This is a genomic window from Limnohabitans lacus, assembly GCF_030053395.1.
GTDB lineage: Bacteria > Pseudomonadota > Gammaproteobacteria > Burkholderiales > Burkholderiaceae_C > Limnohabitans_A > Limnohabitans_A lacus.
In genome coordinates this window covers 53,392-65,933 of sequence record NZ_JASGBH010000003.1, presented here as the reverse complement: position 1 = coordinate 65,933, position 12,542 = coordinate 53,392, and the positions used below count along the sequence as shown (strand labels likewise).

Annotated in this window: 13 protein-coding genes; 3 read left to right on the top strand and 10 right to left on the bottom strand. The window is 60.6% G+C overall.

Annotated features, from left to right (window positions below; all coding sequences use genetic code 11):
• Positions 1–7: 7 nt before the first annotated feature.
• The 7 genes from QLQ16_RS04865 to QLQ16_RS04835 form a co-directional block, all read right to left on the bottom strand.
• A complete protein-coding gene (locus QLQ16_RS04865; RefSeq protein WP_283223568.1) occupies positions 8–544 on the bottom strand; it encodes a hypothetical protein in 537 nt (178 codons plus the stop codon).
• Between the two features lie 10 nt (positions 545–554).
• On the bottom strand, positions 555–1,970 hold the full coding sequence (gene glnA, locus QLQ16_RS04860; protein ID WP_283223567.1) for a type I glutamate--ammonia ligase: 1,416 nt from the start codon (positions 1,968–1,970) through the stop codon (positions 555–557).
• A gap of 199 nt (positions 1,971–2,169) precedes the next feature.
• A complete protein-coding gene (locus QLQ16_RS04855; RefSeq protein ID WP_283223566.1) occupies positions 2,170–3,033 on the bottom strand; it encodes a competence/damage-inducible protein A in 864 nt (287 codons plus the stop codon).
• Complete coding sequence (locus tag QLQ16_RS04850) at positions 3,002–3,904, bottom strand: EI24 domain-containing protein (protein WP_283223565.1); 903 nt, start codon at positions 3,902–3,904, stop codon at positions 3,002–3,004. Before QLQ16_RS04850 ends, QLQ16_RS04855 begins: the two co-directional genes overlap by 32 nt.
• A 38-nt stretch (positions 3,905–3,942) precedes the next feature.
• Positions 3,943–4,905: a sterol desaturase family protein gene (locus tag QLQ16_RS04845; RefSeq protein ID WP_283223564.1), complete on the bottom strand. Its 963-nt coding sequence runs from the start codon at positions 4,903–4,905 to the stop codon at positions 3,943–3,945.
• Between the two features lie 3 nt (positions 4,906–4,908).
• Positions 4,909–5,739 carry a polysaccharide deacetylase family protein gene (locus tag QLQ16_RS04840; RefSeq protein WP_283223563.1) on the bottom strand — a complete coding sequence of 277 codons (831 nt, stop codon included), beginning with the start codon at positions 5,737–5,739 and terminating at the stop codon, positions 4,909–4,911.
• On the bottom strand, positions 5,723–6,652 hold the full coding sequence (locus QLQ16_RS04835; RefSeq protein WP_283223869.1) for a YVTN family beta-propeller repeat protein: 930 nt from the start codon (positions 6,650–6,652) through the stop codon (positions 5,723–5,725). The genes QLQ16_RS04840 and QLQ16_RS04835 overlap by 17 nt, the downstream gene beginning before the upstream one ends.
• A 115-nt stretch (positions 6,653–6,767) precedes the next feature.
• On the opposite strand from QLQ16_RS04835, the gene QLQ16_RS04830 reads away from it, so the two are divergent.
• Positions 6,768–7,580 carry an alpha/beta fold hydrolase gene (locus tag QLQ16_RS04830; protein WP_283223562.1) on the top strand — a complete coding sequence of 271 codons (813 nt, stop codon included), beginning with the start codon at positions 6,768–6,770 and terminating at the stop codon, positions 7,578–7,580.
• Positions 7,581–7,672: 92 nt separating this feature from the next.
• Here the strand turns inward: QLQ16_RS04830 and QLQ16_RS04825 are convergent, their stop codons facing one another.
• Entirely contained in the window at positions 7,673–8,392 is a 720-nt protein-coding gene (locus tag QLQ16_RS04825; protein WP_283223868.1) for a pseudouridine synthase, read from the bottom strand.
• Between the two features lie 157 nt (positions 8,393–8,549).
• Here QLQ16_RS04825 and QLQ16_RS04820 point away from each other — a divergent pair, with 157 nt between their 5' ends.
• Positions 8,550–8,747, top strand: coding sequence for a hypothetical protein (locus QLQ16_RS04820; protein ID WP_431310385.1), 198 nt, complete (start codon positions 8,550–8,552; stop codon positions 8,745–8,747).
• A gap of 215 nt (positions 8,748–8,962) precedes the next feature.
• Here the strand turns inward: QLQ16_RS04820 and ettA are convergent, their stop codons facing one another.
• Both ettA and QLQ16_RS04810 read right to left on the bottom strand, forming a co-directional pair.
• Positions 8,963–10,624 (bottom strand): energy-dependent translational throttle protein EttA, encoded by a 1,662-nt coding sequence (ettA, locus tag QLQ16_RS04815; RefSeq protein ID WP_283223560.1) that lies wholly within the window; start codon positions 10,622–10,624, stop codon positions 8,963–8,965.
• Positions 10,625–10,823: 199 nt separating this feature from the next.
• Complete coding sequence (locus QLQ16_RS04810) at positions 10,824–11,507, bottom strand: YggS family pyridoxal phosphate-dependent enzyme (protein ID WP_283223559.1); 684 nt, start codon at positions 11,505–11,507, stop codon at positions 10,824–10,826.
• Positions 11,508–11,627: 120 nt separating this feature from the next.
• Here QLQ16_RS04810 and QLQ16_RS04805 point away from each other — a divergent pair, with 120 nt between their 5' ends.
• Positions 11,628–12,533, top strand: coding sequence for an NAD(P)-dependent oxidoreductase (locus QLQ16_RS04805; protein ID WP_283223558.1), 906 nt, complete (start codon positions 11,628–11,630; stop codon positions 12,531–12,533).
• Positions 12,534–12,542 lie beyond the last annotated feature (9 nt).

Genomic DNA, 12,542 nt, shown 5'->3' with positions numbered 1-12,542 from the left:
GTCTTTCTCAAGGGTTGGCGGCCACAGGGCGGCGGGCCAGCTCGCGCTGCAAACTGTCGATGTCGCGCTGGTTGCGCTCCAGGGCGGCTTTCACGGTCAAGGTCTTGTCGGCTTGCTTGGCCGTCTCCGAGTCTTTGAACGCCTGCTGCAGCTGCGCTTGCTGCTGCTGGGCTTGGGCCAGCTCCTGCAACAAGATGGCGCGTGCTTGCACATCGCGCTCACGCTGGGCGGCTGGCGGCTCACGCACCGCGTCTGCTTTGGTGCGTTGCCCGGGCACCAAGGCGGTGCCACCCTCCGAAGTGGTGCGTGCCGGTAAAGGGCCTGCATTGGGGCGCGTGCCTTCGATCACCGTCACAGCGGGTGGCACATGGATGCGCACACAATCGGTTCGGCCCTGTGGCGAGTTGGTGTACTCCTGACCGCAGCGGTAAATCGCCCCTTGCGCAAAGGCGGGCAAGGCCAGGCAGCCGAGCCCCAAAACGCTCAGCACATGGCAAAAAAAAGGACGACCGAAGCCGTCCTTTTTTGCACTGCTGTGCGTCATCCGCATGGGATTACAGAGAGTAGTACATGTCGTACTCAACAGGCGAGACTTCCACGCGAGCGCGGGTGACTTCTTGCATCTTCAGGTCGATGTAGGAGTCGATCCAAGCGTCGGTGAACACGCCGCCTTTGGTCAAGAAGGCGCGGTCGTTGTTGAGTGCGTCCAAAGCCTGGTCCAAGCTGGAGCAAACGGTCGGCACCAACTTGTCCTCTTCTGGAGGCAGGTGGTACAGATCTTTGGTGGCAGCTTCGCCGGGGTGGATCTTGTTTTCGATACCGTCCAAGCCAGCCATCAACAAGGCAGCGAAGCCCAGGTAGGGGTTGCACAATGGATCGGGGAAACGGGCTTCCACGCGACGAGCTTTGTCAGAAGCCACGTTGGGAATGCGGATCGAAGCGGAGCGGTTCTTGGCGGAGTAAGCCAATTTCACGGGCGCTTCGAAGTGAGGAACCAAGCGCTTGTAGCTGTTGGTGCCAGGGTTGGTGATCGCGTTCAGGGCGCGAGCGTGCTTGATGATGCCGCCGATGTAGTACAGGGCGAGTTCAGACAAGCCAGCGTAGCCATTGCCTGCGAACAGGTTCTTGCCGTCTTTCCAGATGGACTGGTGCACGTGCATGCCGGAGCCGTTGTCACCAGCGTAAGGCTTGGGCATGAAGGTGGCGGTTTTGCCGTAGGCGTTGGCCACGTTGTGGATCACGTACTTTTGCAACAGTGTCCAGTCGGCACGCTCAACCAAGGTCGAGAACTTGGTGCCGATTTCGCACTGGCCAGCACCGGCCACTTCATGGTGGTGCACTTCGACGGGGATGCCCACGGATTCGAGGATCAGGGACATTTCGCTGCGCATGTCGTGCGTGCTGTCAACGGGAGGCACTGGGAAGTAGCCGCCTTTGACGCGAGGACGGTGGCCGGAGTTGCCGCCTTCGATCTTGGTGCCGCTGTTCCATGGGCCTTCGGCTTCGTCGATGGCGTAGAACGTGTTGTTAGGCTCGGTGCTCCAACGCACATCGTCGAACAAGAAGAATTCGGGTTCTGGACCGAAGTAGGCGGTGTCGCCCAGGCCAGATTGCTTGAGGTAAGTCTCAGCGCGCTTGGCGATCGAACGTGGGTCACGCTCGTAGGCTTTGCCGTCTGTTGGCTCGATCACGTCGCAGATCAAAACCAAGGTGACTTCTTCAAAGAAGGGATCGATGATGGCGCTGTTGGGATCGGGGATCAACAGCATGTCGGAGGCTTCGATGCCTTTCCAGCCGGCGATCGAAGAACCGTCGAAGGCTTGACCGTCTTCGAACTTGCTTTCGTCAAACTGCGACACAGGCGCAGTAATGTGCTGCCACTTGCCACGGGTATCGGTGAAACGGAAGTCAACGAACTTGACTTCGTTCTCTTTCACCATCTTCATCACGTCTGCGACGGTCTTGGCCATCAAATTCTCCTGGTAGGAAGGGGTTGGTTGAACGTACTGTCAGGTCTTGCAGTTTCTGTGCCAGCTTGGGCACCGAACCTGCGACCTAGAACAACGCATGATTGTGCCTTCACAGAAGGCCAAATCCGCAGCCAGAGGTCAAAAAATGCCAAACCCAAAATGCACCAATGAAGTGCAATTATGACTTAATTTGGTGCATTCAAACTTTACGCACCAATTCGGGGCCATACTGCAAGCCAAACGGCTCCAGCCCAGAACGCAAGTCGGCGTAAGCCACTTCGACAGCCTCGGGTTCGCCCTTGACGCCCAGCTCGATGTGGCGCCCCCATTGCGGGTGGTCCACACTGGGCAGGCTGAAAACTTTCACGCTGGGGTGGCTCGCTTCGATGGTCTGCATCAGGGGTGTCAGGGTCGCCTCCATCGAGCCAAACAGGATCACCGACTTCTCCACATGCGCGTTGCGCTGAAAGAAATCGCTGTAATGCGCGTCCAGCACCGACTCGATCATTGGCCAGGCCATGACCGGAAAACCGGGCACAAAGTGCACCGTGCCGCCGCCTGGCCCGTCGCACGAGAAACCGGGGATCTTGTTGTACGGGTTGCGAATGATGCGGGCACTCTGGGGGAACACGCCCATGTTCAAGCGGTGGATGTTGTCATGGCGATCAGGCTCATAAGGCACGCCCTGCTCGCGCGCCGTGTCCTGCATGCGCTCACGGATCAAGGCTTCGGCCTCGGGGTGCAGTGCCAAAGGCTGCCCCAGGGCTCTGCCTGCGCACTGGCGCGTGTGGTCGTCGGGCGTGGCGCCAATGCCGCCGCAGGAAAACACCACATCGGCCGATGCAAAGGCCCGCGCCAGCGCAGCGGTGATGCGCTCAGGCGAGTCGCCGTGGTACTCGGCCCACGACAGACTCAGGCCCCGTGCGGCCAGCAATTCGATCACTTTGGGCAAATGCTTGTCGGCACGTTTGCCCGAGAGGATTTCATCGCCAATGATGATCACGCCAAAGGTCGGCGTGGACCTGGAGGCATCAGGATTCGGAGCGGTGTTCTGGGAGTTCATGGGTCGATGCTAAACGCTCTGTCGCATGCGGCGAAGGCGTGACCGTCGTGGCCGTGACATCCAGCACGTCGCCCCCAGCTTCATCGCGCAGACCATGCAAGGCGGCCAGTGCAAAGTGAGCAAACCACAGCGATGAAAACGCGAACACCAGGGTGTAGATCCAAATGGCCACGGGGATCAGGATCACAAAGGCAGCTGCAAACAAGGCCCCCGAGGCCCAGACCAGGCTGGGTGCCGCACCCATCAGACCAGTGATCACACCCATGGCCAACAGCGCCATGCGGTGACGGGCCATCAAGGTGCGCCGCTCTTCTTGGCTGGCAAACTCAGCCAGCACGTCAAACGCCATGACCCGGTAGGTGAGCCACCCCCAAATCAAGGCGGGCAAAAGCATGGCCAAAGGTGGCACCAACCACAAGGGCATGGTCAGCAAAAAAGCGCCCAGCGCCAGCACCACCGAGCTCAATGACCATGCCAAACTGTGCAGGCCAGTGGCCCCTTGCTTGCGCTGCATCGGCGCAAAGCGCCGGACCATCACCATGCGTGTCAAGGCGGGTGTCATGAAAAAAGACACTGCCAACAAACTGACCACCACCACCAAGGGCGTGACCGTGAAAATCACCATGAGCGGCGCCACCACCGTTTTCAGGTTGGCAAAGCCCACCCCTTCGAGCCAGCGCCAGACCCCCTCAAGCCCGCTGGAAACTTCCAGCCAACGCTGCACCTGCAGCACGGCACCATCCCAATACATGTAGCCCAAGAAACCCGATAAACCGACGGTGGTGAGCAACGGCAAAAGCGACAGCCCAATGACCCGGGGCATCAGGCAATACATGGCGGCACGCCAAAAGGAATCCATCAACAGTTTCATGGGGGAAAGCTTAACAGCTGGCCTTGTGCCAACAGGGTTCAGGCCCTGCCGAACAAGCGCAGCAACCCTTGCCACTGCTGCGCCCAAAAGCCTTGGCCATAGTCACGGCCCAGTTCCACCTGATCGCGCACGCCTGTGGGGTCGTAGCGCTGCTGGAAGTCGGCGGTGCCAAAGAGCATGTCCCACCAGGGCAAGAGCACACCAAAATTGCATCCGCCCAAGACCTTGCGGCCTTGCACGTCAAACTCGTGACCGATGCCAATGCTGTGGTGCCTGCGGTGAAAACGCGGGCTGACCCACAGGCGCTCGCCCACACAGCCAAACCAGATGCGCACATTGGCGTGCTGGAAGTTCTCGCTCAGCTGGCTGATCGCCACCAGAGCCACAAACTGCCCCGGCCCCACACCCACCAACATGGCGATGACGGCCAACAACAGGCTGGTCAACATGTCGTCCAGCAGGTGGTTGCGGTTGTCCGACCACATCGTCATCTGACGCTGGGCATGGTGCATGGCATGCAAGGCCCACCAACGATGGGACTGGTGCTGGGCACGGTGGATCCAGTAGTGCACGAAGTCAAAGAACACCAGGTACAGCACAAAGCTCACGGCCGCCTGATCGGTCACGCCGGGCCACAGTTGATCGAGGTGCCAGGTGGGCAAGCCCCAAGCGCGCAAAAGACCCCAGGCGTTTTCAAACCAGTTCTCGAGCGTGAAGAACATCACCAACTTGAACACACCCAAGCGGTGGATGAGGGTGTAGAGGATGTCCACCTTGACGGCGCGTGCATCGCTGACGGGCTCCACCGGCCAGCGCTTTTGCAAGGGCGCGATCACCACCAACATGACGGCAATTTGCAGCAAGCCCAACACCAGCCAACCGGTTCCTTCGTAGGCGATCTCGAGCAAATTGCCCTGCCCTGCGGCATAGGTCAAGGGCTGAACCACGGCCTCGAACAGCCACTGCTGCAAGTTAGCGAATGCGTCGGTCAAATCGTCCATGCGTCATTGTGCTGCGGCCAGAGTGCCCGAGAGCTTCAAAGGATTTTTTGCAATCCAGTCTTTGTACTGCGGGTGCTCACGCAAGGTGGCAAAGCAAAAACCCTTGGCTTTGAGGCCCTCGATCAACGGCTCCAGCACCGCGGGTGCCCACGGGTCTTGCCGAGACCAGATGCCCAGATGCGCCATCAAGATGTCGCCCGATCGGATCTGGCGCAACGCTTTTTGCAAGAGCTGCGCGTTGGGAAATTTGTCGCTGGGCAGTTCATCGCCCAAAAAGCCGGCTTCGGCCCAGCCCACATGGGCATAGCCGCATTGGCGTGCCGCTTGCAGCAAAGCCGGCGATGTTTTGCCGCCGGGCGCCCTGAACAAGGGCAAAGGCTTTTGACCGGTCAGTTCCTGCAAGCGCTGGGCGGATTGCTGGAGGTTGTCGCAGTATTGGGCGGCAGACCATTGCAAATCTTGCCCAGCAAAGGCGCCTGAACTGGGCCGGATTTTGAATGCCCCTGCGGATGCGCCTTGGAGGTCAGCCCGCCAATAAGCGTGATCCCAGGTGTGCGAAGCAAAGGCATGGCCTTCGTTGCCGCGCTCGCGCCACCAGTGGGCCCAGTGCTGCCCCAAAGTGCCATCGCCTTCTCGGGTTTTTTCGTGGGCCGCAAAAAAGGTCACTGGGACCTGCTGGCGCTTGAGCACCTGGTCGATCAAAGGGGCCACGCCCATGTGGCCTGTGTCAAAGGTCAAGTAAATAGGCCGGGTGCAAGCGGCGGTTTGCGCCAACACCTGCGAAGACAGCGCCAGCAGCAGCGCTGCCGTCCATGCTTTACTGGCGTGGCGCATGGTCCAGTGTCCAGACACCATGGGGCGATTTGCCCACAGGAACCTGCTTGATTACTTTGCGCGTGGCGATGTCAACCACCGTGAGCTTTTTGGCCCAGCGCGAGGCCAGCAAAATCAATTTGCCATCGGCAGTCACTTCCATGCAATCCGGGCCCGATGGGCCGGGAAATTCGGCCACCACCTGCAAGCTGGTGTAGTCGATCTGGCTGATGGTGTTGGCCACGCGGTTGCTGACCAGCGCGTGCTTGCGGTCACCCAAGGCCCGGAAAGCATGCGCGCCTTTGCCTGTGGGTAATTTCTTCACCAAGCGCGGCTGTGCGCCGCTGATGTCGTACACCTCCACGCCATCGCTGGCCGTCAAGCCCACCAGCAAGAGCTTGTCGTCGGGCGTGCCAAAGACGTCCGCTGGCATCTTGCCCACTGGCGTGACGGATTTGACCGCTTGGGTGCCCAGATCGATGGCCATCAGCTCATCGCTGTCTTGGATCGACACCCAGACCGTGCTGCTCTTGCTGTCGATCCACAAATGGCTGGGCGTCTTGCCTGTCTTGATGCGCTTGGCCAAGGTGGCGTTGAGTCCATCCCAGCGGTAAATGTCCACATGGTTGAGGCGGTTGGCCGCCGTCACGAACCATTTCATGTCGGGCGAAAAACGCAATTGGTAGGGGTCCAGAATGCCGGAAACCGTGCGCTGAATCTTGGCCGTGCGGGGATCGATGAAGGTCAGCGAGTCACTGGCGGCATTGGCGACGATGACCGATTTTTCGTCGGGCGTCAGGTACAGGTGGTGCGGCTCTTTGCCCGTGGGGATGCGTTTGGTTTCGGTCCAAGTCAGCGGATCGATCACGCTGACATTGCCGTCCAAAGAATTGAGCACAAACACAGGCGCAGGGGATTGGGCTGCGGCAACCATTTGGTAAAAACAAAGGGCCAGCAAACCCAAATAACGGGAAAATCGGTACAAAACAATCACGCGACAAGCTTTCTAGAAGTTACCAAGTGTAATCGGCCCTTCTCAAGGACTCCTGATGCAAGTCATCTCTTTGCAGCACATCGACATCCTGGGCGTGCGCCTGGAAGTCCAAATCCTTCAAAACGAAGACCCCCCAAACGGGCCCACCCTGATTTTTTTGCATGAAGGCCTGGGCAGCGTCGCATTGTGGCGCGACTGGCCGGCCCAGATGTGCCAGCGCCTGGGCTGCTCGGGTCTGGTCTATTCGCGCCAAGGCTATGGCCAGTCGGACCCCACACCCGATGTGCGCGGTCCCTCACGCATCGAGTGCGGCCAACGCCACGGCCGACTGCGGCCCGATTACATGCACCGCGAAGCGCTGGAGGTTTTGCCAGCGCTGTTGAAAACCTTGGGCATCGCGCGCCCCATCTTGGTCGGTCATTCTGACGGCGGCACCATCGCCCTGCTCCACGCAAGCCAGCACCCCGTGGCCGCTTGCATCGTGATGGCGCCCCATGTGATGGTCGAAGACATCTCGGTGCAAGCCATCACCACCGCCCGAGAGGCCTTTGAGAACGGCCCCCTGCGCCAACGCTTGGCGCCGTTCCATGCCGATGTGGACTGCGCCTTTTGGCAATGGAACGATGCTTGGCTGAGCGATGGTTTTCGCAGCTACGACATCCGCAAAGAGATTGAAAGCATCAAGGCCCCCTTGCTGGCCATCCAGGGCGAGACCGACCCCTACGGCACCATGGCCCAAATCGACGACATCGCAAAGCATGTTCCGCATGCGCAGTTGCTCAAGCTGATGGATTGCGGACATTCACCCCACCGCGACCAGCCCGAAGCGGTAGTGCAAGCGGTGCAAGCTTTCATGCATGATTTGTAGGTCGGCGGCTTCAGCCCCGACATGAGACCGAGCCAAAGCCAACGGTGTCGGAGCTGAAGCTCCGACCTACCCCACTCTGGTGAGCAAAGCCATCAAGCCCTGAGCAAGGCCAGGTCGTCCTCGGTCAACCAGCGCCATTGACCAGACGGCAGATCGTTCAACACCAAACCACCGATTTGTGAACGGTGCAGGCCCTCAACCCGATTGCCCACCGCAGCCACCATGCGTTTGACCTGGTGGTATTTGCCTTCGGTCAGGGTCAGCTTCAGGTGCAATTCGCCCACCGCTTCGCAAGCGGCGGCTTTGACAGGCTTGGTGTCGTCGTCGAGCACCACGCCCGACAAGAGCTTGGCCACCATCTCGGGGGTGATGGGGTGTTTGGTCGTGACCTCGTACACCTTGGGCACATGGTGTTTGGGCGAGCTCATTTTGTGGATGAACTTGCCGTCGTCGGTCAGCAGCAGCAAACCGGTGGTGTCCTGATCGAGCCGGCCCACGGCCTGCACGCCCTGCACCGCGGCCTTTTGCGGGCGTTGGCGCAAAGGACCGGGCAGCAAGGTGTAGATGCTCGGCCAGGTCGAAGGCTTTTGCGAGCACTCGGTGCCAGCGGGCTTGTTCAGCAACACATAGGCGTGCTCCTTGAAGGGCCAGTCGGCACCTTGCACTTTGAACACCAGGCCCTCGGGCTCATAAAATTCGCCCGCATCGGTGACGACTTCGCCGCCCACTTGGACATGACCTTGTTGAACCAGACCGGCACACACACGGCGCGTGCCAAAGCCCTGGCTGAACAAAATGTCTTCCAGGCGCATGGGTTTGAGGGATTTGGCTTTCATGGGGCATGATTGTCGCCGCTAAACCTTGTCCACTTTGCAGGAGACCCGCCCTATGAGCGCCGCCCTTGACACATTGAGCCGCATGACCGATGCCCTGACCGCCAGCAGCCGGGGCGACTTGTCGCAAAGCGAGATGATCAGGCTGTGGCGCAGCGTCGGCGCGACCCTGCCCTTGCCTGACAAATATGGCGAGGTGCTGGGCAACTTGCTCGACCGCATCGAGGCCAGCGCCCTGTTCAGCGAGGAAAGCTGCTCGTTCAGCCAAAAAGACCTGCTGGCCAGCTTGCAAATGTGGGCCGACAAGGCCCGGGGCACGCTGTCTGCGTCGTAGGTCGGCACCTTCAGGTCCGACGCTTGCGCGATCAGCAAAGGCCCTATGTCGGGGCTGAAGCCACCGACCTACCTTCCACCTGTAGGTCGGCACCTTCAGGTCCGACGCTTGCGCGATCAGCAGATGCTCCCTGTCGGGGCTGAAGCCGCCGATCTACTGAACACACCAACGACAAGGGGCCCCGAAGGGCCCCTTGTGTTGTGCAAAGCAGCGGATTACTTCAAGGCCTTGAAGCGCACGCGCTTGGGCTTGGCGCCCTCTTCGCCCAGACGCTTTTTCTTGTCGGCTTCGTACTCTTGGTAGTTGCCGTCAAAGAACACCCACTGGCTGTCGCCTTCGGCGGCCAGGATGTGGGTGGCGATGCGGTCCAGGAACCAGCGGTCGTGGCTGATGACCATGACCGAACCGGCGAATTCCAGCAGCGCGTCTTCCAAGGCGCGCAAGGTTTCCACGTCCAAGTCGTTCGACGGTTCGTCCAGCAGCAACACGTTGCCGCCTTCTATCAGCGTTTTGGCCAAGTGCAGACGGCCGCGCTCACCGCCTGAAAGCATGCCGACCTTCTTTTGCTGGTCGCCACCGTTGAAGTTGAAGCGGCCGCAATACGCTCGGCTGGCCATCTGGAACTTGCCCACGTTGATGATGTCGAGGCCGCCCGAGACGTCTTCCCAAACGGTTTTGTTGTTGTCCAGGTCGTCGCGGTTCTGGTCCACAAAGGCCATCTTCACGGTCTGACCGATCTTGACTTCGCCGCTGTCGGGCTGCTCGCGGCCCGAGATCAGCTTGAACAAGGTTGACTTACCGGCGCCGTTGGGGCCGATGATGCCGACGATGGCGCCCGCAGGCACCTTGAAGCTCAGGTTGTCGATCAGCATGCGGTCGCCAAAGGACTTGCTGACGTTCTTGAACTCGAACACTTCATTGCCCAGACGCTCGGCCACAGGGATGAAAATTTCCTGGGTTTCGTTGCGCTGCTGGTATTCGTAGTCGCTCAGCTCTTCAAAGCGGGCCAAACGGGCCTTGCTCTTGGCTTGACGACCCTTGGGGTTGGCGCGGGCCCACTCCAATTCCTTTTTCATGGCCTTGGTGCGGGCGTCTTCGGTGCGTTGCTCTTGCTCCAAGCGGGCTTCTTTTTGCTCCAGCCAGGTGGAGTAGTTGCCCTTGTAGGGAATGCCGTGGCCACGGTCGAGTTCCAAAATCCACTCGGCGGCGTTGTCCAGGAAGTAGCGGTCGTGGGTGATGGCCACCACAGTGCCCGAAAAGCGCTGCAGAAATTGCTCCAGCCAGTCCACCGATTCGGCGTCCAAGTGGTTGGTCGGTTCGTCCAGCAGCAGCATGTCAGGGCGCGACAGCAGCAAGCGGCACAGGGCCACGCGGCGTTTTTCACCGCCCGACAGGTTGCCGATCACGGCGTCCCATGGGGGCAGGCGCAGCGCGTCGGCCGCGATTTCAAGTTGGTGGTCAGAAGCATCGCCTGCGGTGGCGATGATCGCTTCGAGCTTGGCCTGCTCGGCGGCCAAGGCGTCAAAGTCGGCGTCTTCTTCGGCGTAGGCGGCATAGACCTCTTCAAGGCGGGCTTGCGCGGCCTTGATCTCGCCCATGCCGTTTTCCACCGACTGGCGCACGGTTTCGGTGGGGTCCAACTGGGGCTCTTGTGGCAGATACCCGATCTTCAGGCCCGACATGGGAATGGCTTCGCCTTCGATCTCCTTGTCGATGCCGGCCATGATCTTGAGCAAAGTGGACTTGCCCGAGCCGTTGGTGCCCAGCACGCCGATCTTGGCGCCAGGAAAGAAGGACAGCGAAATGTCTTTGAGGATCTGACGCTTGGGCGGCACGATCTTGCCGACCCGGTTCATTGAGAAAACGTATTGAGCCATGGTGTAACCTGAGTGAAGTAGCGCGGGCTTGCCTTTGCGGGGTCAAGCGCCAAGTCCGCCGATCTGAACACCAGATCGGGGCTGTGCAACCCGACATTATCCCAGCAGAAGCGCCCAAGCGGCCCACCCCAGCCAAGACAAGGCAGCACGGCCTCAAAATAGGCCCCGAAATCGGCCCCTAAACAGGCCATTCAGACTCTCAACGCTTTCCGAAAATCGCCGTGCCCACCCGCACCATGGTGCTGCCTTCGGCAATGGCGGGGGCCATGTCGGCCGACATGCCCATGGACAAGGTGTCCAGCGCCAGCCCCTCTTGGACCAAGCCTTCCAGCAACAAGCGCGCTTGCCGATGCACTGAGCGGGCAGCCGCCTCGGATTGGGCTGGCTCAGGTATGGTCATCAGGCCGCGCAGCTGCATATGGGGCAATGCGGCCACGGCACGGGCCAATTCGGGCAGGTCCTGAGGCGACACGCCCGATTTGGTCTCACCGCCATCCACATTGACCTGAATGCACACCTGCAAAGGCGGCAAAGTGGCTGGCCGCTGCTCAGACAGGCGCTGGGCGATCTTGAGGCGGTCGATGGTGTGCACCCAGTCGAAGTGCTCGGCCACCAGGCGGGTCTTGTTGCTTTGGATCGGACCGATGCAGTGCCACTCCAGCGGCAGCGCTTTGAGCTCGGTGATCTTGTCCACCGCTTCTTGGATGTAGTTTTCGCCAAAAGCGGTTTGCCCAGCGGCATGGGCCTGGCGCACCGCGTCGGCCCCCCAGGTTTTGGAGACGGCCAACAAGCGAACGCTGGACGCCGGGCGGCCAGCAGCCTGGCAAGCGGCCTGGATTTGCGCATGCACCTGCGCCAAATTCTCTGCAATCGAAGCGTTCATGCCCCTGAGCGTACCAAATGCCTTGTCGCGCAATACACAGACACGCCGCTCGGTTTTGCGGGGGACTGCTAAATTAGCGCCTTCTTTCACCCCTGCCTTCACCCACACAGAGACACCGCCATGAGCCAAATCGCCAGCAAAACCTACGAACCCACCCCCGCCCGCCGCGTGGCCTTTTTGGGCCTGGGGGTGATGGGCTACCCCATGGCCGGCCACCTGGCCCGCGCCGGTCACCACGTCACTGTGTACAACCGCAGCGCCGCCAAAGCCGCTGCTTGGCTGGCCGAGTGCCCTGGCAACGCCAGCGCCCCCACCCCCCGTGAAGCCGCCGCCAACGCCGACATCGTGTTCGCCTGCGTGGGCAACGACGCCGATTTGCGCAGCGTGGTCTTGGGACCTGACGGCGCCTTTGCCGGCATGAAGCCCGGCGCCACGTTTGTGGACCACACCACCGCCTCGGCCGAAGTGGCCCGCGAGTTGTATGCCCAAGCCCAAAAGCTGGGCCTGAACTTTGTGGACGCGCCGGTCTCAGGGGGGCAAGGTGGCGCGCAAAACGGCGTTCTCACCGTCATGTGCGGTGGCGATCAAGCCGCCTTTGACGATGCGCGTCCTGCCGCCATGGCTTTCTCCCGCGCCTTCACTTTGCTCGGCGAATCCGGTGCGGGCCAGTTGGCCAAGATGGTCAACCAGATCTGCATCGCAGGTTTGGTGCAAGGTCTGTCGGAGGCCGTGGCCTTTGGTCAGGCTGCGGGTCTGGACATGCACCAGGTGCTGGACGTGATTGGCAAAGGCGCCGCACAAAGTTGGCAAATGGACAACCGTGGCAAAACCATGGCCGACGATAAGTTCGATTTTGGCTTTGCCGTGGATTGGATGCGCAAGGACCTGGGCTTGGTGCTCGATGAAGCCAAACGCAATGGCGCACGCCTGCCGGTGACCGCTCTGGTGGACCAGTTCTATGCCGATGTGCAAAAAATGGGCGGCGGCCGCTGGGACACCTCCAGCCTGATCCGCCGTTTGCGCTGAACCCTCAGC